22 protein-coding genes and 1 other RNA gene are annotated in these 21,918 nt (G+C 53.6%); 2 read left to right on the top strand and 21 right to left on the bottom strand.

Annotated elements, in window-relative coordinates; translation table 11 throughout:
* The first annotated feature begins 111 nt into the window (after positions 1–111).
* The gene (locus KGZ92_02810; GenBank protein ID MBS3888218.1) at positions 112–480 is read left to right on the top strand and encodes a hypothetical protein; all 369 of its coding nucleotides are present in this window, start codon (positions 112–114) and stop codon (positions 478–480) included.
* 301 nt (positions 481–781) lie between these two features.
* On the opposite strand, the gene ssrA is transcribed toward KGZ92_02810, so the two are convergent.
* The 15 genes from ssrA to KGZ92_02735 all read right to left on the bottom strand — a co-directional run bounded on the left by ssrA (position 782) and on the right by KGZ92_02735 (position 14,509).
* Positions 782–1,131, bottom strand: a transfer-messenger RNA (tmRNA) gene (gene ssrA / locus KGZ92_02805).
* A 6-nt stretch (positions 1,132–1,137) separates the two neighbouring features.
* Positions 1,138–1,611 (bottom strand): SsrA-binding protein SmpB, encoded by a 474-nt coding sequence (gene smpB, locus KGZ92_02800; protein ID MBS3888217.1) that lies wholly within the window; start codon positions 1,609–1,611, stop codon positions 1,138–1,140.
* Positions 1,612–1,618: 7 nt separating this feature from the next.
* On the bottom strand, positions 1,619–3,082 hold the full coding sequence (lysS, locus tag KGZ92_02795) for a lysine--tRNA ligase (GenBank protein ID MBS3888216.1): 1,464 nt from the start codon (positions 3,080–3,082) through the stop codon (positions 1,619–1,621).
* A 111-nt stretch (positions 3,083–3,193) separates the two neighbouring features.
* A complete protein-coding gene (locus KGZ92_02790) occupies positions 3,194–3,844 on the bottom strand; it encodes a SipW-dependent-type signal peptide-containing protein (GenBank protein MBS3888215.1) in 651 nt (216 codons plus the stop codon).
* 73 nt (positions 3,845–3,917) lie between these two features.
* Entirely contained in the window at positions 3,918–4,379 is a 462-nt protein-coding gene (locus KGZ92_02785) for a SipW-dependent-type signal peptide-containing protein (GenBank protein ID MBS3888214.1), read from the bottom strand.
* A 110-nt stretch (positions 4,380–4,489) separates the two neighbouring features.
* Positions 4,490–5,089 (bottom strand): signal peptidase I, encoded by a 600-nt coding sequence (locus KGZ92_02780; GenBank protein ID MBS3888213.1) that lies wholly within the window; start codon positions 5,087–5,089, stop codon positions 4,490–4,492.
* Positions 5,070–5,834: a hypothetical protein gene (locus KGZ92_02775; protein ID MBS3888212.1), complete on the bottom strand. Its 765-nt coding sequence runs from the start codon at positions 5,832–5,834 to the stop codon at positions 5,070–5,072. Before KGZ92_02775 ends, KGZ92_02780 begins: the two co-directional genes overlap by 20 nt.
* A gap of 202 nt (positions 5,835–6,036) precedes the next feature.
* Positions 6,037–7,233, bottom strand: a complete 1,197-nt coding sequence (locus tag KGZ92_02770; GenBank protein MBS3888211.1) for a winged helix-turn-helix domain-containing protein — start codon at positions 7,231–7,233, stop codon at positions 6,037–6,039.
* Between the two features lie 192 nt (positions 7,234–7,425).
* A complete protein-coding gene (locus KGZ92_02765) occupies positions 7,426–8,085 on the bottom strand; it encodes an ABC transporter ATP-binding protein (GenBank protein ID MBS3888210.1) in 660 nt (219 codons plus the stop codon).
* Position 8,086: 1 nt separating this feature from the next.
* Complete coding sequence (locus KGZ92_02760; protein MBS3888209.1) at positions 8,087–9,247, bottom strand: ABC transporter permease; 1,161 nt, start codon at positions 9,245–9,247, stop codon at positions 8,087–8,089.
* A 61-nt stretch (positions 9,248–9,308) separates the two neighbouring features.
* Positions 9,309–10,220 (bottom strand): M56 family metallopeptidase, encoded by a 912-nt coding sequence (locus KGZ92_02755; GenBank protein MBS3888208.1) that lies wholly within the window; start codon positions 10,218–10,220, stop codon positions 9,309–9,311.
* Entirely contained in the window at positions 10,220–10,645 is a 426-nt protein-coding gene (locus KGZ92_02750; protein ID MBS3888207.1) for a BlaI/MecI/CopY family transcriptional regulator, read from the bottom strand. Before KGZ92_02750 ends, KGZ92_02755 begins: the two co-directional genes overlap by 1 nt.
* Before the next feature lie 5 nt (positions 10,646–10,650).
* The gene (locus KGZ92_02745) at positions 10,651–10,926 is read right to left on the bottom strand and encodes a hypothetical protein (protein MBS3888206.1); all 276 of its coding nucleotides are present in this window, start codon (positions 10,924–10,926) and stop codon (positions 10,651–10,653) included.
* A gap of 96 nt (positions 10,927–11,022) precedes the next feature.
* Complete coding sequence (gene rnr / locus KGZ92_02740) at positions 11,023–13,170, bottom strand: ribonuclease R (protein MBS3888205.1); 2,148 nt, start codon at positions 13,168–13,170, stop codon at positions 11,023–11,025.
* A 28-nt stretch (positions 13,171–13,198) separates the two neighbouring features.
* Positions 13,199–14,509: a hypothetical protein gene (locus KGZ92_02735; protein MBS3888204.1), complete on the bottom strand. Its 1,311-nt coding sequence runs from the start codon at positions 14,507–14,509 to the stop codon at positions 13,199–13,201.
* A 108-nt stretch (positions 14,510–14,617) separates the two neighbouring features.
* Here KGZ92_02735 and KGZ92_02730 point away from each other — a divergent pair, with 108 nt between their 5' ends.
* Positions 14,618–15,103 (top strand): hypothetical protein, encoded by a 486-nt coding sequence (locus KGZ92_02730; protein ID MBS3888203.1) that lies wholly within the window; start codon positions 14,618–14,620, stop codon positions 15,101–15,103.
* Between the two features lie 156 nt (positions 15,104–15,259).
* On the opposite strand, the gene KGZ92_02725 is transcribed toward KGZ92_02730, so the two are convergent.
* The 6 genes from KGZ92_02725 to tpiA all read right to left on the bottom strand — a co-directional run bounded on the left by KGZ92_02725 (position 15,260) and on the right by tpiA (position 21,918).
* On the bottom strand, positions 15,260–15,811 hold the full coding sequence (locus KGZ92_02725) for an HDIG domain-containing protein (GenBank protein MBS3888202.1): 552 nt from the start codon (positions 15,809–15,811) through the stop codon (positions 15,260–15,262).
* Positions 15,812–15,907: 96 nt separating this feature from the next.
* A complete protein-coding gene (locus tag KGZ92_02720; protein MBS3888201.1) occupies positions 15,908–17,986 on the bottom strand; it encodes a sodium-translocating pyrophosphatase in 2,079 nt (692 codons plus the stop codon).
* Between the two features lie 68 nt (positions 17,987–18,054).
* On the bottom strand, positions 18,055–18,276 hold the full coding sequence (gene secG, locus KGZ92_02715) for a preprotein translocase subunit SecG (GenBank protein ID MBS3888200.1): 222 nt from the start codon (positions 18,274–18,276) through the stop codon (positions 18,055–18,057).
* Positions 18,277–18,347: 71 nt separating this feature from the next.
* Positions 18,348–19,631 carry a phosphopyruvate hydratase gene (gene eno, locus KGZ92_02710; protein ID MBS3888199.1) on the bottom strand — a complete coding sequence of 428 codons (1,284 nt, stop codon included), beginning with the start codon at positions 19,629–19,631 and terminating at the stop codon, positions 18,348–18,350.
* Positions 19,632–19,643: 12 nt separating this feature from the next.
* Complete coding sequence (gene gpmI, locus KGZ92_02705) at positions 19,644–21,167, bottom strand: 2,3-bisphosphoglycerate-independent phosphoglycerate mutase (protein MBS3888198.1); 1,524 nt, start codon at positions 21,165–21,167, stop codon at positions 19,644–19,646.
* Positions 21,168–21,171: 4 nt separating this feature from the next.
* Positions 21,172–21,918 (bottom strand): triose-phosphate isomerase, encoded by a 747-nt coding sequence (gene tpiA / locus KGZ92_02700; protein ID MBS3888197.1) that lies wholly within the window; start codon positions 21,916–21,918, stop codon positions 21,172–21,174.

Below are 21,918 nucleotides of genomic sequence, written 5' to 3'. Positions count from 1 at the left end.
TGGCTCAGGCGACGCGTTTTCTGTGCCTTAACGTGTTTCCTTGCCGCAGAAAATGTACACACGAAATACCGCAAAAAACAGAGCTAAAACGAGTTCTAAGGTGTCTAGTTTTTGGGGTTCACCGCAGAACTTGCCGAATTGTTCCGTGAGATTGAGGTTGTTACCGAACTATCCAGAAAGGCAATTTATGAAAATGCCCGATCGGCGGTAGACCAGAAGGAATGGACGGAGCGTAACAACGCCTATCTCGAACGCCACCGTAAAGCTTCAGAGCAGGTCGATGAGTTGGAAGCGATCAAGCGAGAGCGCCTTGGCAAGGGCAAAATCATCGAAGGCTTCATCAAAGACATTGAGAGCCGACCGTTTGCCATAGCTGAGTTTGACGAAAAACTGTGGCTTGCTGTAATCGACCAAGTAACGGTCAACCAAGATGGCGCAATGAGATTCAGATTCAAAAACGGCTCGGAAGTCACAGCTTAACATTCAACTATTTACGGCTCGCTAATCGGCGGGCTGTTTTTTTGCCGTAACAGTATCTTTTAACGATTACAAGACAAATCGTTAAAAGATGCACACCCCAAGAGGTCAAATCGTTAAAAGTAAGCACTTGGCAGCTACAGGTTTGTGTCAAGTATCCTCCGAAAACAGATATACTAAAACACCAACTATTGCTACAAGGCGAAAAGCACAAAGCCCGAAAGCGGCTTAAAGCAAGTACTTTCGGGCAAACAAAAAACCACCTGCTGACAAAATTCCTTTTATCAATAGATGGTGTTTGATTTGGTGGAGGCGGGGGGAGTCGAACCCGCCGTCCGAAGATATGCCTGCCAGAGTTTCTCCGAGTGCAGTCAGCGATTTGGTGATTCGCCCTTGCCTACGCCCACTGACGGGCTGAGGCTTTCGCTAGCCTATGATTTCGGGTTACTTACTAGGCGCTCGATAACCCTACTCCTACTTTCATGACGCCAGTTACCGCCCTCGTAGGAAAAGTGCGGGCCGACGGCTGCCTAGCTAGGCAGCGTACGCGTAATTATTGTTTGCGTTTGTTTTTGTTTTCCCTGTTTTACGGGTGTCGGGAACCCGACTCGCTACCCTGACCAACTCTACCCCCGTCGAAACCTTTTCGCCCCCATGTTTTTATTCGCCCTTTTGGCGAAGACGGAAGGCCTGCTCGATATCGCGCTTAGCCTCTTTTTCAGCCTCGGCATCGCGTTTGTCGTGCGTTTTTTTGCCACGCGCGAGCCCAAGTGCTACTTTTATTTTACCCCTTTTTTGATAAAATCGCAATGCCACCAAAGTATATCCTTTTTGCATGGTTAAGCCAATTAAGCGGTTAATTTCGCGTTTATGCAGCAAAAGCTTTCTCTGGCGCCGCGGATCGTGATTAAACTGATTGCCTTGGTCGTAGGGACTGATGTGGGCATTTATTAAAATGCACTCACTGTCTACAATGGCGGCATAGCTGTCGCGCAAGTTGGCTTTGCCGCTACGTATTGATTTTACTTCTGTGCCTGTCAGGGCGATGCCCGCTTCATATGTTTCGTCAATATAGTAGTCGTGGTAGGCCTTGCGATTGTCGGCAAAAACTTTCTCTTCCTCTGGTTTTTTCATCAAAAGACTACTCCTCTAAGGGGCGCATGGTGGGGAATAATATGGCATCGCGAATGTTTGGCAAGTTGAGCAGAACCTGCAACAGACGGTCGACGCCCATGCCCCAACCTGAGATAGGCGGCATGCCATACTCCATCGCTTTGAGGTAGTCATTATCCATGGGCATGGCTTCAGCGTCACCTTGCTGGCGCAATTTGAGCTGTTCTTCAAGTCGCCTACGCTGTTCGAGCGGGTCGACAAGCTCAGAGTACCCATTGATGATCTCGGCCCCATTGACGACCAGCTGAAAACGATCGGATAAGCCGGGGTCGTCATCATTGGCACGAGCTAAGGGTGAGAGCTCGAGTGGGTGCGCAGTGAGGAAGGTGGGGCTAATGAGCTTGGGGCGGCTGACTTTTTTGTAAAGTAAATCGACCAAGCTGCCCTTGCCTAGTTTCTTTAGGTTTTCGTGCTCGAGCGAAATGCCCCGGGCGAAAATGGCGGCCAAGAGAGAGGCGGCATCGTCGTAATCCTCTATGTCTATACATGAGTCTCGCAGTATGAGCTCCCGAAAAGTGACTACGGGCCACTCACCACCGAAATCTATGTCTTCCTCATCTATCTTTATGTTGGTGGCCCCAAAAAGTTCTGTGATACAGTGCAGAATCATCTCGCGCATGAGCTTCATATTGTCTTTGTAGTCATAGTAGGCGCTGTATCCTTCGATCATGGTGAAGTCCTGCAGATGTGTGGGGCTAATGCCCTCGTTGCGGAAGCAACGCGCGACCTCAAAGACATGGGGAATGCCCCCTACCACGAGTCGCTTGAGGTACATTTCGGGGGCAATGCGCAGAAAGACATCGATGCCGAGCGCATTGTGATGAGTGACAAAAGGGGCGGCCAAGGCGCCTGAAGCTTGATTGGTGAGAATTTGCGTCTCTACTTCTAAGAAACCGCGGCTCTCTAGGAAGGTGCGAATTTCTCTTAGCAGTCGCGAGCGCAGCAAAAACACCCGCCGGCTTTCAGCATTAGAGATAAGGCCTAGGTAACGCTGCCTGTAGATGAGCTCCACGTCTTTTAGCCCATGCCATTTCTCCGGCATTTCGCGCAAGGCCTTGCCCAAGAAAACAAACTCGTCAGCTTGCAGTGTCTTTTCGCCAGTCTTGGTCGTAAAGGTGGTGCCACAAACGCCGATGAAGTCACCGATATCGATGATCTTGTGAAACAGGTCGTAGTTGTCACCGATGTGGTCTTTCTTCAGGGCTACTTGCACCTGGCCATGAAAATCCTGCAAGCGCACGAAGGTGAGTTTGCCTATTTTGCGAATGGCCATGATGCGCCCCGCCACTTTGACTTCTGCTACATCATCGGGTAAGGCGGCCGCGGCGGCCAGCGTGTAATTAACCGCAAAACGTGCGGGGTACGGCTCTACGCCGTGCGCCTTTAGGGCCTCAAATTTATCTAAGCGGTAATCTTGTGGCGCCAATGTCAAGACCTCCTTCACAAAAACCCCAAAGCCCCCAGTAAGGAGGCTTTTCTTGGGGTGTTGTTTAATTGTACAGAGGCAGCCAGAGGGTGTCAAGTTATGCGCCTGACTGCTGGCCTAAGGGTTGTTGGCTGTTTGTTCAGCGAAGACGCTGAAACTGACTATGGGCACGATGCCCTGCAAGTCATTACCGGCGCTAATGTCCATGGACACTTCGTAAACTAGCTGCACCATGGGGGGCCAAAGTCCGATATTTGGTGAGATAACCGGCTGGTGTATACATGCTTGCGGGCCCGTCAGCAATACGGCCAGTGGACCATTGTAGAGAATCTTCGTCTGTGGAAAGCCGGCCACGTAAATCTTGACCTTCATTTTGCTAGCCCACGAGGCTGCCATCCCTGGGAATGCCTCTGGCAGTGAACCATTAATGGAGGTGATCTGCGCCGAAACCTGATCCAGGCGAACCTCTAGGGAGCCCATGTTGCGCACATCCAAATTACGTGTGTGTGTATCCCCAGGGGCCCACAGCAGTGTAGGTTGATGGGGCGAACCCGCTCCCTCTACCGTGCCCTCAGCAATATTGGTGTAAAACATGGGGCCGGGTATGGGGTCGCCTAGGTTGCGATCAGCCCTGATGTCCACGCTGCCGGCGACAAAGATATTGCCGGAGTTACTCTCCACGTCGGTGAAAATCGCCATGGTGGTCCCGCCTAGCAGCCCAGCCACTAGCATTACGGTTAGGTAAGCTACTACAATTCTTGTTTTCACCTTGTTCCTCCTTTCCCTATGCCGTCATCATATCAGGCGGTAGAGCATGGTTTCCTGAGATGACTGGAAGGAGCTAGTTATTGGCTGTCTGCTCGGCCACGATGGTGAAGTCGATAGTGCCGGTGGCGTTCTGATAGGCATTGCCTGCGCCAAGGGGCAGGTGCACGGTGAAGGTGACGACTGCCGAGGCTCCGGGATCAAGAACTACATCTTGGTCATCGCCAAGTCCAGCGAGTATGGCTGGGGTTGCGCCACTAAAGAGGGCCCCGCCTAGTGCACCCGACACATCAAATCTAAGCTGCAAGGTGCCGGCATTGGTAACTGTAAAGCTGCCTGTTATTGTGTCCCCAGGGGCCATATTCCCCGCTGCTACAGCGGGCATGCTAGTGCCACCCACGGTGATGTTGACCGTACCTGCGGTAAAGGTGTTGCCATTGTTGTTCTCCGTATCGGTAAAGATAGCCATCGTCGCGCCACCGACCAAGGCGGCGGCCAAAGCGAGAATCAGCATGCTCACGATCATTTTAGTTTTCATCTTCTAGGCCTCCATTATATTCTATTTTTGACGTACTTGCGGTACGCCACGCCCACACCGGACAGCCCGGCTAGCGTCCTCAGGCGAGTGTGATGCTGCAAATGCCTCTGCTATACGCATCCCCCCCCTTGGTTATCTATGCTACGTGCGTAGCCCATGAGCTTGCGCACTTCGACCACAATTACGACACTGGCCGGTAGGACGAGCATTAGCAACATGCCGTTCTTTGTCTGCATAAAACTAAGCACGTAGCCAAGAAACGGGATGGTGTAGGCCACGCGCCCGATAATGTTGCTGGCCGGGAGCGGTAGCGGGTCATCGGCATGATTTGCGTCGCCGCGGGTCGTAAAGGTGAGCGCTTCGCCCTGTGCTATGCCTACCACACGATGCGTGACAATGATGGCCGTGGTGTTTGAATCGGGGTCACGATAAGTGATAATGTCGCCGAGGCGAATCGTACTGGCCTCCTGCGGCCGAACCATGACGACGCTGCCTGCAGAGAAGGCAGGGCTCATGCTGCCGCCACCAACTATGTACAACTGATGCCCAAGAACGGCCGGCACCCCCCCAGTGACACGACTCTGAATTAGGAAGAACACCAGGACCACCGCTAGGACGAGAGAAATTACAAACAGAGAGTTGCCGACATGGCGAGAAAATTTATGCACTGCATCGCGCAGCGATGAATTTTTAGCTACCGGGATTTCCATTTGTCTCACCGCTTTCTTCTGCTCCGGCCGAGCTTTGCGCCTCAGCTTCAAAAGGGGTACCGCCAGTTGCGCTACTACCTCCTTCGTCACTAAGGGCTACTTCAGGCGCAGATACTTGGGGTGCAGGTAACGTAGCTTGACTAGCGCTACTCTTGGCCTTAGCCAGCCTTAGTCGTACTGGTAACGCGCCGAGCGTAATTCCTCTGTCAGTTACAATGTGCAGGGTGCCGACGAACTCACCGTCTTTATCAGTCGGACTACTCGCGAGGCGAAAACCTAGAGAGATGCTACCACGTGGGCCGATCCATGCACTTGGCTCGGCTATGGCGATGAACTGTGCTACTTCGCCGCTGAGCTGCAAGTGTAGCCCCGAGCTCCAACCGCTGGCATTGTGCACCACGAGAACCTGCGGAAAATTTCTGTTGTTGCCGACAGGGTAGGTGCCAAAATCTAGACTGAGCTGTCCACCTCTCCATTCCGCCACCCTAAAAGCTGGACCAGGATCCCCTGGGCTGTCATTAGTCATGCTACTACCAGGATGCAAGGATAGACTGTATGATGAGTCACCGCTACGCAGCGCCCCTTGTGAAAGACCCCAGCTTGTAAACTTTGCTCCAACCATCGGCAACTTTGGCGGTAGGAGCAGCAGAGCAACCAAGGAGAGCAACAAGACAACTTTGCCTAAGGCACGCCAGCTTTCTTGTGTGTGCAGGTGGCGCTGTCGGCGCTGTTCGAGCCTGGTCATGAGAAAACCCTCCTACTCTTCATTTACTAAGGTCAGTGTAGCAATAGGGGGTTACAAGTTAGATACAGGCAAGTTTTATGGGGGTTGCATCTAAATTACAGACTAATTACATATTTCGCTAGAACACAAACAGCCCAACAGAATGACAAAGCCGCGGACCAACGCTGGTCCGCGGTGCAGAAGCTATGTATACTTAAGACCCTTAAGAGGCGCTTAGTGGCTGTAGACGCCTTCTTAGTAAGAGCCCCCTTTCTTTAGCAGCGTCCTCTACTCGCCTGATGATGCTCTGCGCTTGTTCATAAGTGGTAGCAGGAAGGAGGACAAAGAACTGATGAAGGCCATCGCGACAGAGGACATCGCCCTTGCGCAACACAGCCCGTAGCAGCTTTTCGAGAACGTGGCCTTCATCACCTTTCTCACCTAGCAGTGAATCGCTGATGTGGGCCTGCGTCACGGCGAGCACCGCCACTTGCCCTGTGCTGCCTGTCCGCTCCGCACGGCGGCTCTCTAGGCTACAGATGACCCTAAAAACCTCGCGCTCGCAGAGGAGAGCCCCACGAGACTCCTCTTGGCAGGGCACAGCATCTAGTATGGGCACATGTTCTGCCGCCGCCCTGTTGTTTTCGGTCTCTTGCCCTAAGATAAGGCGCAGGAGCCCTTTCATGGCCGCACTCGGCTTGAGGCCCATTTCGCGGTAGAAAACAGAAGTGACCTTTTCGTAATGCCACTTGGCCTGGGTGAATTTACCTTCTCGCAGCAGTGTCTGCAGTAAAATTAGGTGCAGGGTTTCTTCGTAGTAATCAACCATGAGGGCTCTAGTTACTTCTTCCTCAAGCTCCGCGTAGGAATGCTGCTCGTCGAGCAATACCGCCAGCTCAGCAACGGCCTGTACATACAGACTGTGGTAATGACCCCTATGGGGCAACAACCAATCACTGTACGGGCATTCAGGTAACAAATCGCCTTGGTACAACGATAGCCCCTGCTTGTACAGATGCACAGCTTCTGGCATGAGGCCCTGCTTGGCTAGTTGTCGCGCTTGTCGGCAGGTGTTCTCGAAAACATGTATATCTAACCAGACGTCGTGGTAGAGGCTAAAGGTATAGCCCCCTTGAGTGAACTTTATGTAGTCCATATCTTCACCCAGCACACTCCGCAGCCTATGGACAAGAGTGCGGACGGCCCCCCTGGCATCATCATAGGGTTTTTCGGGCCACAGCTGTTCTACAATAGACTCCGGCATTAATACACGGTCGTGGTGAACCAGCAATAACTTAAATAGATCCCATATCTTTCGCGAGCGACCACAGGAATGCGAAATACAGCTACTCCCGTTTACGACAGCAAAGTGACCCAAGGTAGTAATTTTAAGCCGCTTACCACTGTCCGACATCGTCATCCTGCTCATCCTTTCACAAAAATAAGCCATGTCCCATGTCCTTAGGTGCCTTTAGGCCTACGCCCGTCTCACTTTCACGCACATAATATCATCACTTCGATAATTATGCAAATATTTTGTAATAGTTGCCCTGGTAAAGCAAAATGGAAGCCCTAGCACTTACGCCAGAGCTTCCATTTCATCCTACCTAGTCTAGCTTTCGATAATCCGCCCATCTGCCAAACGAACTACTCTCTGACTGTGCTTCGCTATCTCCATGTTGTGGGTAACCAAGACAATGGTCAGACCTTGCTTGTGCAAGTCGTTAAAGAGTGCCATTACTTTTTCACTGTTCTTACTGTCGAGGTTGCCGGTGGGTTCGTCGGCGAGCAGAATCTTGGGCCGATTAATTAAGGCTCTGGCGACGGCCACACGCTGCATTTCACCCCCACTAAGCTCCTTGGGTAAGTGATGCCTGCGGTGGGTGAGCCCGACTAGCTCTAGCAGTTCGTTCGCCCGGCTCTTGCCACTGGGGTTAAAGAGCAGAGGCAACTCTACATTTTCTTGCACTGTCAAAGTGGGCAGAAGAAAAAACTGCTGAAAGACGAAGCCGATATTTTGCTGCCGAATTTTAACGAGTTCACTTTCCTTGCGACCGGCTACTTCCTGTCCATTGAGGAGGTAGCTGCCGGAGCTCGGGGTGTCTAAGCAGCCCAGTAAGTTCATAAAAGTTGTCTTGCCGGAACCAGATGGCCCGACGAGGGCGAGGAGTTCGCCCGCCTTGATGGTGAGGCTGGCATCCTCTAGCGCGTGTACGGTTTCGCTGCCGCGACGATAGTTCTTGCCTAGTTTACTTGTTACTATGAGGCTCATGCTACTCACTCCTTATGGCTTCCATGGGACTTAACTCCGCAGCTCGTATGGCCGGATAAGCCCCTGCGACTAGACCAAGCACAAGTGAACTCATCAGACTGATTGCCACCGTGTTAGCGTCAAAGGCGAGTAGCTCGCCTAAGGGGGCGAAGGGAATGAGGCCGCGGATAAATGTTTCGATGAAACTCGCTGTAGCAAAGGAGGCCAGTATGCCAACCACGCCACCCGCCAGCGACAGAATGACGCTCTCTATCCATACGAGGGCGATAATATCGCTCCCCGTGGCTCCGACGGCCTTCATCATGCCGATTTCCTTGGTGCGCTCAAAGACAGACATGAGGATACTGTTCATGACACCCAGCGCACTGATGACTACGGCGATAATTACAATGGAGTTGATCATAGCTTGGGCTGAACTCATAAGCGTTTGCGCAGTAGCTAGCACTTGCGACATGGTAATAGCCTGCACATCGGGCAGTGACTCCACACTGTCAACCACTTCTTGCACACGCCCCAAGTCCTCGAGCAAGATGGAGATGGAGGTCACCTTGCCCTCAGCGTTAAACAAGCGCTGGGCAGTAGCGAAGGGGACATAGACAAATTTGTCGTCCTGGGTGCCTGTCTTTTCTAGTAGGCCGCTGATGACGAAATCTATTTCTTTGCCCGGCATCCGGTAGACATCACCAATGTTGAGCCCGAGCTCGGTGGCCATAGTTTCAGGCAGAATGATGGAGTTCTCCCCCGTAAATCTCTCACCGCGAATCACCCACCATGGTTTTTGAGCGAAAGTGTACTCGTTCATGCCAAATACCACCACACTCTTACCGTGAGGGAGCACAACTTGGTTCATGAAATTGCCGACGGCGCTCTGTACATTAGGCATTTCACTGACCCGCAGTACATCATCGGTGGTGAGAAAATCTTCTATGACCCCGCCATGCATAATTAAAGCCGTGGCCTCGTAGGGGCATCCTTTGGCGATGGCCAGCATATGCGCCCCTATTTTATTTAGCTCCCCCCGCATAGAAGCTTCGTATCCTTGACTAAAAGCCAAGAAGCTAAAGAGCATAGAGATACCAATGGCGATGCCTAGGATAGTCAGGAGGGTGCGAAAGCGCCTTCTAAACAAATTCTTAAGTGCTACTTGCAGAAATTTTATCACCGTTACTGCTCCTTACTACTACACATTGTAGTACATAGTCCCGAGAAAAAGCCCCGCAGGGCTAACATAGCGCCAACACCAGCGTGGCGAGTAGGCTAAGCGCCAACCATGGCGGCAAAGCAGAGTAGACCTGGCCTTCGCGCAATAGGGAATGCACCCGCAAAGACACGGACGCTCTTCCCACTAAGTAACTGTGCTGCCAGGCAAAGCGATACAGCTCCTGCCCTCTTTGTGTGACCTTAAGAATAGCAGAAGCGAGGGCTAGTTTGTCAGAACGTTTACCCGCGGCCATATCTGCTGCCAACTCGCACTCTTCAGTGTAGCCCTGGTAAGCGAGATGCGCAAAGGGCGAAAAGAAAGCGACTTCTCGTAAGAGCAGCACCAGATTGTAGACATTGTCGCCACCCTCGAGGTGCGAAACTTCGTGTGCAAGCACTGAGCGCAGTGCTTCATCTGGTAAGAGGTCTAGCATACCGCGCGAAAGCACGAGCTCGGGGCGAAAAAAACCTCTGACAAAGGCCGTGGGGTAGTGACTGTCGATGATGCCAATAGCTACTTTGTCGTGGTAGCCCCATTCCTGGAGGATACTGCGCACACGTGTGACTAAGGCGCTGTCGGTGCTGATGCGGCTTCGTCTAACGGGAGACGCTAAGACTTGCCAAGCACGCCACAGCGCATAAACGACGAGAAGTAGTAGGGTCAAAGGTGTAAGGATGTCGCTGTAGCGGTAGGCCAGCGAACAGATACGAAGTGCCTCGGGGTTCGCTAACATGTCGCAGTCTGCGGACATATGGCGCAAGTAGTAGGTATACGTCACAACGGGTAAAATGAGGACTCCGGCATAAAGCAACATTTTCGTCCGAGGGGGCAAGGGCAGTAGGCGCGATAACACTTGCGCTCCGCCGTAGAGCAGAGCCCCGCTCACGAGCACATAGAGGATGTAGGGGGCAACCATGAGGTTAAAGGACACCATTACCCCCCCTTGCGCTTTCGAATGAGTTCCTCTAGTGCTTGCAGTTCTAGAGCATTGGCCTGGTCGAGGCGGGCCATAAAATGAGAGACCGTCTGGGAGGAATGCGAGGCCAGCAGTGCATCGAGCACTTCGCCGACCATCTCTGAAACGAAGGCCGCACGAGACAGGCGCGGTCGATAGAGGTAGGCATGACCATCAGCCTCGCGCAGGAGGAGACCTTTGTCTGCTAGCCGTGTCATTACCGTCATCACCGTAGTATAGGCAATGTCGCGGACTTTAAGCAAACTGTGATGCACCTCGCGCACCGTTGTCTCCCCTACCGTCCAGACTATCTCCATAATTTCGGCCTCAAGCTCACCTAGCACCTGCTCTAGACCAAGGCGGTGGGGCTTAAAATCGGGGGCTACCGGGCGCTGCCGCAGCATAACAACTACCTGCCTATCTCGTAGAAACGACCCTGCCCGGCAAAACCGAGACGTGTCAGGCGCTCGCCACCCTGTCTAATTTCGATTTCGATATGACAGCCGTAGTCAATTACCTCTGCCGAAAGATTGGTCAAGGCCGGGTTTTGTTGCTGGTAAAAGGCCAAGGCCTCCCGCTCAATAGCGCCAAAATCACCGCCATCATTGAGACTGACAAAGTAATTGTAGCCAAAAAAAGCTACTGCCATGACGAGAACTGCCATGACCACATAAATGGGCTTCATGAGCCACTCCCTTTCTACTACACTGTGTAGTACGATTCTAGAATACTCCACTGAATGGCATTTGTAAAGGGTACCCGGAGGGGTGTGAGAACAAAATTAGGTCTCGAGAAGAGAAAAATCGACGGTTGCTTCTTCGACATTTACTTTCTCTACCTTTATCTGCACGGCGTCTCCCATGCGGTAACGCTTCTTTAGACGACGACCCACTAGAGTATAGGCTTCGGCATCAAACACGTAGTAATCATCATGCAGGTTTGACACATGCACAAGCCCTTCTACCGTGTTCGGCAGCTCCACAAAGAAACCAAAGGAAACCACTCCGGAGATAATGCCCGCAAAGGTCTCGCCTATTTTTCCGGCCATGTATTCCGCCTTCTTGATGTCCTCGATGGTGCGCTCGGCCTCCGTAGCCAGCTGCTCGCGCTCGGATGATTGCCGCGCAGCGCTATCGACTACCTCGGTCAGCAGACGCCCCCGCCGCGAAGAAATTTGTCCCTCCCTGAGCACCTCTTTGATGATGCGATGAATTAAGAGGTCTGGGTAGCGCCTTATGGGCGAGGTAAAGTGGCAGTAGAATTTGGCGGCGAGGCCAAAGTGACCAGCGCAATCGGGGCTGTAACGCGCGCGCATCATGGAGCGCAGCAGGACGCGATTTAGGAGATGGGCCTCGGGCCTGCCTTCGATACTGTCCATCACCTGCCTAAAGGCGTGGGGGTGCAGCTTACCGCGCGGTGTCTTGATGCGCAGGCCAAAATTGTTTAGCAGCAGATTAAGGTCTTCTATTTTCTCTTCCTTGGGTTCCTCATGTACCCGGTACACAAAGGGCACCTGCAGGTCATAAAAGCGCGCGGCGACAGTTTCATTCGCGGCTAACATGAATTCTTCAATGATACTGTCAGAAAGGGTCCTAGCACGAGGCGCAATGTCTGCTACGTGACCCTTGTCGTCAAGGGTGATCTTGGCCTCAGACAGCTCGAAATCGATGGAGCCACGCTTTTCGCGCTTTACACGGAGCAAGTCGCGCAGTTTAACCATGAGCTCTAGGTGTGCAAGTTGATCAGCGTATCTCTCACGCAGAGCTGCATCCGTGCCTGCAAGCAACTCATTGACTTCCGTGTAGGTAAAACGCTCCCGCGTCTTGATTACGCTTTCAAACAGGTCGTGACTTACGACCTGACCTTGGTGATCGATTTCCATAACTATACTCAGCGCTAGGCGGTCAACACGTGGATTCAAGCTGCAAATGCCGTTCGACAAGGCGGGCGGCAGCATGGGTATGACTTGATTGAGAAAGTAGATGCTTGTCCCCCGCCAGAAAGCCTCTTTGTCCAGAGCAGAGTTTTCCGGCACATAGTGGGCTACGTCGGCGATGTGCACCCCCAGGCGAAAGTTGCCATTGGCACCTATCTCGACCTCTACGGCGTCATCGAGGTCTTTGGCATCTGCCCCATCTATGGTGACGATGTTAGATTGACGTAAGTCGCGGCGCTTGGCAAGCTCCCGGGCGTCAATTTCAGACTGAACCTGCTCGCTCTCGGCTAAAACTTCTTGGGAGAACTCGCGCGGCAGATTAAGCTGTCGTGCCACACCTTGCATGGCCACCAAGGGGTCGCTGCCGGCCCCTAGCACTTCAATGACTTCACCCTCGGGTCCCTGTCGCTTTACCGGCCAGCGCGTGATGCGCACGACTACTTTTTCCCCGCCCTGCGCACCTGCGGTCTTTCCTTTCTGAATAAAGACGGCAAAGGGCAGGCGTTTTTCATCCGGCTTGACGAAGCCGAACTCCCCGCTGGAGCCAGAGAAGGTGCCGACAATGGTCTCGTTCCTACGAGCTAGTACCCGAATAACTTCACCTTCGGCTTTGCGGTCGCCAGCAGGCTTGCTGACTAGGCGTACCACGACCTTGTCTTGATGGAAGGCTTCGCCTAGGGCGTGGCTGGGAATATAGATGTCACTCTGGCCGTTTTTTACTTGCGGCACTACAAAGCCATACCCTGGGGCTTGCATGAGTAGGTGCCCCACGACCAAATTCATCTGCTCTGGCAAGCCATAGCGATGATAGCGCGTCTTAATGATGTGGCCGGACTGCTCAAGAGCCAGGATAAGCTCGCGCCAGGGTACATCGCCTTCTCCGCTCTCAGCTAGCGCTTGCACCAACTCGCTCTCGGTTAAAGGTTTGTATACTTTTTGCCGCATCAGGTACAGGATCTTGTCTTCGTTGCTGGTAGTTGCCACCCATCTCATCTCCCTACTATTATAAGCATCTCGGTAACTATGCTGTAAACTGAGACAGGACTTTATCGAGCACCGCTTGCAGCACTTGGCGGTTATGGGCCGTAATATGGGCAGAAAACTTATCGAGCCCCATGGCCAAGGAATACAGGTACAGGGGTATATCGCGGTTAGCCTTGAGATCGAACAGGGCCTCTTGCCACATGTGAAAAGCCTGCAGAGCATCACTTTCTAGTGCGGTACAGGCCCCTATTAGGAGACCCCATGGCTTTAGGGTGTTGGTCGACGAAAAGCGTAGTTTTGTTTCACCGGTCTCGGCCAGGTTGCTCAACCATTCATGGACTAGGGCAAGTTCTTCGCTACCTGTATCCACCGGCAGGCTATCGGTAAAGAGCCGCAGGTCTCCACCCCTATCCCACAACACTAGCCCGTAGTGGAGGAATATATAGGCGTCTCTCACTAGCTGAGGTGGTGGCATCATGGCCTGCTGGCCCGGAATGCCTTGCGCCCTTGCCACGGCATAGAGGGCGAACTGCCGCGTGAATACTGCGCGCTCAGATAACGCCGGGGAATCAAGCCGGCCTGCTAAAGCCTCGAGCTCGTCGGCAACCGCGACGATGCCCGACAGTCTGCCCTGCTTGACCACCGTACGCAGTATATTCTGTCCTAAAGTTTCCCACTTCATGCCCAGATTATCGTCCTCGCCCCGGTGTTTCACTAAGAGCTGCAGTGCTTGACGCTGTAGCTTCATCGCCAGGGCGTAATCTCTCTCCATGTGAGCCGCCAGGGCCCCGTAGCGATAACATTCTAGACACAGGGGCAAGTATTTTTGTGGTTGGGCGCTGACTCGCTTCTGAAAGACGCGCTGTGCCAACTTGAGGTATTCCCTCGCCAAGGCGGATTGCCCAAGCAGGCACGCCGACTTTCCGGCGAGAAGTTGTGCCTGCGCCGTGGCTATGGGCAAGAGGCTCTCTCCATGCGCGGCCAGTAGGTGTCTGACAAAGGCCAGGCTACCGCGATAGTCGCCGCCCAAAAAATGACGCTCAGCTAGTACGGCCTGCTCGGCGGCACTGACGGGCATGTCCAGCAGCTGCCAGTTTACCGCAGGCGCTGTGGTGAGTTGTTCCTCTGGGACTAGGGGCAGAGGGGAATAGAGCCTGCCCGGGTGTGCATGGAGCAGTAAAGAAAGACTCTCTACAACCTGTTCTTTGGTGCTCTGCGGCAGGCTCTCGCCAAGTATGGTCGTCAGATACTGCTTAGAAGTACCCAGTAGCCGCGCAGCCTCAGCCACAGTGATATCGTTATCAGCCAGTAAGGTTCGCACATTTTCTGCCCATACCTTCTTGAACACAGAACAAGTCACTCTCCCTTTCCAGAGCAAAAAAGCAGCTTATTGGTGGAACACGCGGGCCATTTACACGTCTAACCTAATGAAACCACAACGAAGGGAGCAATAACAATGAAAAGAATCCTACTACTAACCTTAGTCCTCGTCATGCTGGCCCTGCCGGCCAGTGCCATGCTCAGAGTGCTTGAGCCCAGTGTCGCCCTCGAACTAGAGACCATTGCGCGCAATCACATCGCTACCGAGAGGAACATCCCCCTCGCTCAAGTTGTCGCTGTCGAACCATGGCTGCTTGACCTGCGGGGCTTGGGAACAGAAATCTACGTAGTTCCCCTCGTCATTGGGGAAGATAAGCTCACCGTTAATGTGCGCGTAAGCGACAAGGCCCTACTCACCGAAAAAGAAGTAGAAGATCTCAAAGCCGCGGAAGTCGCCACTGCCACTAAGAGCGACCGCATGTTCACCACTATGTCGGTTGCTACAGACACAGCACAGCCTGAGGCAGCTGGCGTCTCCACCCTCCAATATGCCCTGATCGGCGGCTTTGCCGTACTGGCCCTCGGGACTGGCGCCATCGTACTCCGCAAAAGACTCCGCTAATCGCCACTAGCTGATTCTAGTAACAGTATAGACCAAAAGGCTACCCTAGTGATATGCTCCCCCTTCAGTCTGACAGATGGTTTGTTATTTCATCTTTCGATTGTGGGGGGAGCATATCATAAGCACAGGGGTAGCCTTTTTTGTATCTCTAGAGTTTTACAACCCAAGCTCTGGCGCACGGCGCTGCATGGCGTAGAGTGCGATCTCGATAAACTCATCGAGTTCGAGCCCTATTTCGCGACAGCCAGCCATAGTTTCGCGGCTAGCCCCGCGGGCAAAACTTTTTTCGTAGTAGCGATTCAGCACAAAGTCTTTATCGATGGCGGCGAGCTTCTTGGCCGGATGAATGAGCGCGGCGGCGACAATGAGCCCTGTTACTGGGTCACTGCAAAAGAGTGCTTTCTCTAGCGTGCTGTCTCGTGGCAGGCCATGTTGTTCATTGTGCACCCGCACCGCACTCACCAAGTCCTCAGGCAGCCCGTGGCTGGCGAGAATTTCGGCACCAAGTAGGCTATGGGCTTCCGGCTTGTCACAGGTCAGATCGTAGTCGATGTCATGCAGGAGACCCGTGAGTTCCCACAGCGGCACCTCTCCACCAAAGCGCGGGGCTAGTGCCCCCATGACGGCCTCTACTGCCAACATATGCTTGATCAAGTTCTTGTTCTTTACATGCTGCTTTACTAGTTCCACCGCTGTAGTACGCTCCATGCCTAACTTCCTTCCGCTAAAATACTAGGGGCGGCCGGCAGCATTTCGCTACTCGCCGCCCCACTACAGGACACTGTCTTAAATAATGAGCCTAGACTAGATGAACAAGGGGGCGAATACGAGGGCGACGATGGCCATTAACTTAATGAGAATGTTGAGCGAAGGACCAGAAGTGTCTTTAAAGGGATCGCCCACAGTGTCGCCCACGACAGCAGCTTGATGAGTGGGAGTACCCTTGCCGCCAAACTGACCGCTCTCGATGTATTTTTTGGCGTTATCCCAGGCGCCACCAGCGTTGGCCATCATAATGGCGAGCAAAACGCCCGTGACGAGAGAACCAGCCAGCAGACCGCCCAAAGCTTCTTTACCTAGGAAGAGGCCCGTGGCAATAGGTGCGGACACAGCAATAATCCCTGGCACAATCATTTCTTTAAGGGCTGCGGCGGTACTGATATCCACACAGCGCGCATAGTCAGGGCGAGTGGTGCCAGCCATAATGCCGGGCATTTCTTTGAACTGACGGCGCACTTCGCCGATCATTTGGAAGGCAGCGCGTCCTACCGCCTGCATGGTCAAGGCAGAGAACAAGAAAGGCAGCATGCCGCCCAAAAACAAGCCGATAATCACAGGTGCGGACAAAATATTGATCGTCGTGAGCTGCACTGAAGTAGCATAGGCCGAAAACAGCGCTAAGGCCGTAAGAGCGGCGGAGCCGATGGCAAAACCCTTACCAATGGCAGCCGTAGTATTGCCGACGGCGTCGAGATTGTCGGTGACTTTACGCACCGACTTGTCAAGACCAGCCATTTCGGCGATGCCACCGGCGTTGTCAGCTATAGGCCCGTAGGCGTCTACTGCTACCACCATGCCCGTGGTGGCGAGCATACCGACAGCCGCAATGGCTACACCAAAGAGGCCCGCAAAGTAGAAAGAGAGGTAAACGGCCAAGGCAATTGCAATGATAGGGAGCGCAGTGCTCATCATGCCGACCGCTAAGCCCGTGATAATAGTGGTGGCAGGCCCGGTCTGGGCAGAAGCAGCGATATTCTGGACAGGCTTGTTATCGCCTGAGGTGTAGTACTCCGTAATGCGCCCGATAGCGATGCCGGCAACTAGACCCGAGACAATGGCGTAGAAGACGCCAATATCTACCTGCAAGAAGCGAATCATAAAGAAGGCCGCGGCAATGGTCAACGCACCAGAGACATACGTTCCGTTACTGAGTGCGCTCTGCACATTAGCGCCTTCGCGGGCCGAGACAAAGCGAGAGCCGATGATGGACGCGATAATGCCGATAGCAGAAAGCAGCAGCGGCACCAAGATGGCGTTCCAAGGGCTGTCTTTGAGCGGGTTGGCAGCCATAGGCACAATTCCAATGGCCATTGCGGCAACAATAGAACCAACGTAGGATTCAAACAGATCGGCTCCCATGCCAGCAACGTCGCCTACATTATCGCCCACATTGTCGGCAATAACGGCCGGGTTTCTGGGGTCATCTTCGGGAATACCAGCTTCGATTTTGCCTACTAGATCGGCACCGACGTCAGCCGCCTTGGTGTAGATACCACCTCCGACACGCGCAAAAAGGGCGATAGAGCTGGCACCTAGGGCAAAACCATTGACCATGGAGAGCAGGACTACGAAGTTACCCGTAGGGCTGGTGTCTATAGCGGCACAGGCAGGGCAATGCGCCAAGGGGTCTATAATGACCATGCCGGCGTGCACAATGCGGAAAATGATAAAAAGAGCGCTAATGCCAATTAGTCCTAAGCCAACCACCGACATCCCCATGACAGCACCGCCCGAAAAAGCCACGGACAAGGCCTTGTTTTGACCCTGACGGGCAGCGGCGGCCGTGCGTACATTGGCCTTAGTGGCCACACGCATGCCAATAAAGCCGGCTAACATAGAGCTTAAAGCACCATATAAAAAGGCAAATGCGGTAGAAAGGTTTATCTGCCAGGCCAAGATAACAAATAGAACAGATACAAAGATAGCTAAACTTCTGTATTCCCGGCGCAAGAAAGCCATGGCACCTTCTTGAATAGCGCCAGCAATCTCTTGCATGCGCGATGTGCCCGCGTCTTGCCGACTGACATTAGTGGCTAGGTACCAGGCAAAAAGCAAGGCGAGCGTTCCCGCCACTGGTGCCAACCATAGTAAGGTCTCTTCCATAAATAGTAGCCTCCGTTCTCGTGCAGTAAGGGCAGCCGCATCTATGCGTTGCCCTTACTTTCTCTTACTTACTGTACTACGGCAATGACTAACGAGAGCACCATAAAGGCAACCCCTAGTCCAATGGTCAGTTTGTTAAAAAAGGCATCCATGTTCTTCTTGCGTCCAAACAGTGTTTCGGCACCACCGGCAATAGCTCCCAACCCGGCTGCGCGACCACTCTGCATGACTATCGAAACGATGACGCCAATGGCGATCAAGCCCTGCATAATCTTTAACGCGATGAGCATTCTGTTCCCCCCCCCACCTAAACTCTCTTGATTCTAGCACAGGCCTGCCTGGTTGACAACCTGTGAACTAGTTATCTGAGATTGTAGAAGGCATCCTTGCCGGGGAAGACCGCCGAGGCGCCCAATTCTTCTTCGATGCGCAGAAGCTGATTGTACTTGGCTACGCGGTCGGTGCGGCAGGGCGCCCCTGTCTTAATCTGCCCGGCGTTTACCGCCACGGCTAGGTCGGCAATGGTGGTGTCTTCTGTTTCGCCGCTGCGGTGAGAAATGATAGCCGTCCAGCCCGCACGCTTAGTCATTTCGATGGCGTCTAGAGTTTCGGTCAAGGTGCCGATTTGGTTTAGCTTAATAAGCACCGAGTTAACGGCCTGCTCTTTGATGGCTCGACCGATGCGCTCCGTATTGGTAACGAGCAAGTCGTCGCCCACGATCTGTATGCTCCCCCCTAAACGAGCCTTAAGCGCTTTCCAGCCCTCCCAATCTTCCTCGGCCATGCCGTCCTCAAGCGAGATTATGGGGTACTTGGCGGCCAATTCTGTCCACCAGGCTACTAGCTCAGCCGCGCTCCAGCGCTTGGTGCCGCGCTCTAGTGTGTAGACGCCGTCATGGCAAAACTCAGTAGCGGCGGCATCAATAGCGATGTAGAGGTCTTGGCCAGCCACAAAACCAGCGGCCGCGATGGCCTCCATAATAAGCTCGAGTGCTTCTTCGTTAGAGCCAAGTTTAGGCGCGAAACCGCCCTCGTCGCCAACGGCCGTGCTGTAACCACGCTTCTTTAAGACGCTCTTCAGTTTATGGAAGACCTCCACACCCATGCGCAGGCCTTCGGCAAAGGAGACGGCCCCCGTTGGCATAACCATAAACTCCTGGATATCGACGCCGTTGTCGGCGTGCTTGCCACCATTTAAGATGTTCATCATGGGCACCGGCAGAACCCGAGCGCTCACGCCCCCTAAATACTGGTAGAGAGGAAGATGGCAGTACTCTGCTGCGGCACGCGCCACGGCCAAGGATACCCCGAGGATGGCGTTAGCGCCGAGGCGCTCTTTGTTGGGGGTGCCATCTAAGGCTATGAGTATGGCGTCTATAGCGGCCTGATTGCAGGCATCTAGCCCCGCCAAAGCTTCGGCAATTTCGCCATTGACATTGTCTACTGCCTTTCTTACCCCTTTGCCAAGATAACGCCCGTTGTCATTGTCGCGCAGTTCGCTGGCTTCAAACTGCCCAGTCGAGGCGCCTGAGGGAACTATGGCCCTGCCTACCACGCCATCGTCGAGCACAACTTCAACTTCTACGGTAGGGTTGCCGCGCGAATCTAAGACCTCGCGTGCCAGAATCTCAATTATACTGCTCATCGCTTTGCCTCCTTATTGATTAATGATTAGGGATTGGCCGGTCATTTTGGCCGGCTGGGCAAGATTCATTAGCTGTAGGACTGTAGGGGCGATGTCCGCCAGAACACCGTTCTCGCGCACTGCGAGCATGTTTTCGGGTGTGATAACGATGCAGGGCACAGGGTTTAGAGTATGAGCAGTGTGTGGGTCGCCATTTTCGTCATAGACCTCTTCGGCATTGCCATGGTCGGCCGTGAGCACGGCCGCTCCCCCGCTCTCCAGTATAGTGCTGAGCACCTTGCTGACCGCCCCATCGACAGCGGTGACGGCCTGACACACCGCCGGAAAAATACCAGTGTGGCCCACCATGTCGAGGTTGGCGAAGTTGACAACGACTAAGGGGTAGCCCTCTGACCATTTTTCTATAAAGGCCTCCGCTACTTCGGGCGCGCTCATTTGCGGCATCAGGTCGTAGGTGGCCACGCGAGGTGAGGGGATGAGCAGGCGGTCCTCTCCCAGAAAGGCATCCTCTCTGCCGCCGCTAAAAAAGAAGGTCACGTGGGCGTACTTCTCGGTTTCGGCTAAGCGTAGCTGTCTGTGACCGGCTCTACTCACGACTTCGCCCAAGGTATCTGCCAAGTCCTCGGGCAAAAATACCTGTGGAAACGGCAAGTCCTGATGATACCTAGTAAAGGTCGCGATTTGCAGCTCTGGCTGCCTCGATCGCACAAAGCCAACCTCTTGCTGGTAAGAAAAGGCCTGCACAATTTGGCGCATGCGGTCGGCCCGAAAGTTAAAGAACAACAAGCTGTCGCCATCTCGCATTTCTGCCTTTCCTTGCTCGGCAGCGACCACTAGGGGTGTCATAAATTCGTCGGTGAGCCCTGCCCTGTAATGCTCGAGAACAGCGCTACTGGCCTTAGTAACCACTTGGCCCTGGCCTAAAGTCAGAGCATCATAGGCTTTGGCAGTGCGCTCCCAACGAGTGTCACGGTCCATGCCATAGTAGCGACCCATGACGGTGGCGATGCGACCTGTGCCTAAGTCGTGCACGAAGTCTTCCATTTCAGTTAGCCATGCCTGCCCCGATGTCGGCGGTGCGTCGCGGCCATCTAAGAGCAAGTGCAGGTACACCTGTAGTTTCTCACTATGGCATTGGCGCAGTATCTCTTGGAGGTGCTCGGTATGACTATGCACCCCACCTAGGGAGAGCAGTCCATACAGGTGCAGGCGACCCTGGTTTAAGCGCGTCTTAGAGACTAAACTTTGCCAGGTAGTGTTTGCCGCTAATTCGCCCTGTGCCAGTGACCGCGTAATGCGGGCTAGGTCTTGGTAGACAATTCGCCCCGCACCAATGTTTAAGTGGCCGACATTGCTGTCGCCCATTTGCCCTGGCATGAGGCCTACTGCCTCGCCCGAACAAGCTAGTTGGGCAGAGGGATATTGTTGCTGAAAATGATCAAGAGCGGGTGTAGCCACGCTCTTTAGGGCATTGCCTTTCGTTTCAGCGCGCAGACCCCAACCGTCAAGGATGATAAGGGCTACCTGTTTATACATGGGCCTATCTCCTAGCTAGTCGCACTATGTGTGCAAAACTCTCGGCTTTAAGACTTACGCCACCAGCCAGTACCCCACCCACATACTCTTCAGCAAAGAAACCAGCGGCGTTTTGCGCCGTGACACTGCCTCCGTAGAGCAGTCGTACTTGCTTGATGTCGGCAACTTGCGGCGTTTTATCGGCAATACTTCTTAGCATTTCATTAGCTTGCGCTGGCGTGGCTGCTTGGCCGGTGCCAATAGCCCACACTGGTTCATACGCAATGACTACTTCGTCTACAGGACCAGACAAGAGCGACAAACCGGCCTCCAGTTGGGCTAAGACATAGCTTTCGCCCCGACCAGACTGGCGCGTAGCCAAATCCTCGCCTATGCACAGCACAGGTACCAGGCCATGCTTAACCGCAGCTGCCACTTTAGCCGCTACGCCGCTATCTGTTTCGCCAAAATACTGGCGCCGCTCGGAATGCCCCACGAGAACATACTGGCAGGCGAGCTCCTTAAGCATGGGCAAAGATACTTCGCCCGTAAAGGCGCCACTTTCTAAGTGATGACAACTTTGTGCACCCAGCTTTATGTTGCTCGCCTTAAGTAGCGAGCCAGCCAAGGCCAGGGCAGTAAAAGGGGGGCAAACACACACTTCTACTTCATTTTGGCTATCTAGCTGCGTTAGAAGCTGGCGGAGCAACGCTTCGCTCTCCGCCAGCGAGTTATGCATCTTCCAGTTGCCGATAATTAAAGGTAGTGCCAC

The organism is Bacillota bacterium (genome assembly GCA_018333655.1).
In the GTDB taxonomy this organism is placed as follows: Bacteria; Bacillota; UBA994; order UBA994; family UBA994; genus BS524.
This window is presented reverse-complemented; position numbering and strand designations above follow the sequence as displayed.

Bases quoted from the DNA above. Each gene is read 5' to 3' on its own strand.
- smpB (MBS3888217.1), bottom strand. From the start codon at position 1,611: ATGAAAAAACCAGAGGAAGAGAAAGTTTTTGCCGACAATCGCAAGGCC.
- KGZ92_02785 (MBS3888214.1), bottom strand. From the start codon at position 4,379: ATGAAAACTAAAATGATCGTGAGCATGCTGATTCTCGCTTTGGCCGCC.
- KGZ92_02780 (MBS3888213.1), bottom strand. From the start codon at position 5,089: ATGGAAATCCCGGTAGCTAAAAATTCATCGCTGCGCGATGCAGTGCAT.
- KGZ92_02775 (MBS3888212.1), bottom strand. From the start codon at position 5,834: ATGACCAGGCTCGAACAGCGCCGACAGCGCCACCTGCACACACAAGAA.
- KGZ92_02770 (MBS3888211.1), bottom strand. From the start codon at position 7,233: ATGACGATGTCGGACAGTGGTAAGCGGCTTAAAATTACTACCTTGGGT.
- KGZ92_02765 (MBS3888210.1), bottom strand. From the start codon at position 8,085: ATGAGCCTCATAGTAACAAGTAAACTAGGCAAGAACTATCGTCGCGGC.
- KGZ92_02755 (MBS3888208.1), bottom strand. From the start codon at position 10,220: ATGGTGTCCTTTAACCTCATGGTTGCCCCCTACATCCTCTATGTGCTC.
- KGZ92_02750 (MBS3888207.1), bottom strand. From the start codon at position 10,645: ATGCTGCGGCAGCGCCCGGTAGCCCCCGATTTTAAGCCCCACCGCCTT.
- KGZ92_02745 (MBS3888206.1), bottom strand. From the start codon at position 10,926: ATGAAGCCCATTTATGTGGTCATGGCAGTTCTCGTCATGGCAGTAGCT.
- rnr (MBS3888205.1), bottom strand. From the start codon at position 13,170: ATGAGATGGGTGGCAACTACCAGCAACGAAGACAAGATCCTGTACCTG.
- KGZ92_02730 (MBS3888203.1), top strand. From the start codon at position 14,618: ATGAAAAGAATCCTACTACTAACCTTAGTCCTCGTCATGCTGGCCCTG.
- KGZ92_02725 (MBS3888202.1), bottom strand. From the start codon at position 15,811: ATGGAGCGTACTACAGCGGTGGAACTAGTAAAGCAGCATGTAAAGAAC.
- KGZ92_02720 (MBS3888201.1), bottom strand. From the start codon at position 17,986: ATGGAAGAGACCTTACTATGGTTGGCACCAGTGGCGGGAACGCTCGCC.
- secG (MBS3888200.1), bottom strand. From the start codon at position 18,276: ATGCTCATCGCGTTAAAGATTATGCAGGGCTTGATCGCCATTGGCGTC.
- eno (MBS3888199.1), bottom strand. From the start codon at position 19,631: ATGAGCAGTATAATTGAGATTCTGGCACGCGAGGTCTTAGATTCGCGC.
- gpmI (MBS3888198.1), bottom strand. From the start codon at position 21,167: ATGTATAAACAGGTAGCCCTTATCATCCTTGACGGTTGGGGTCTGCGC.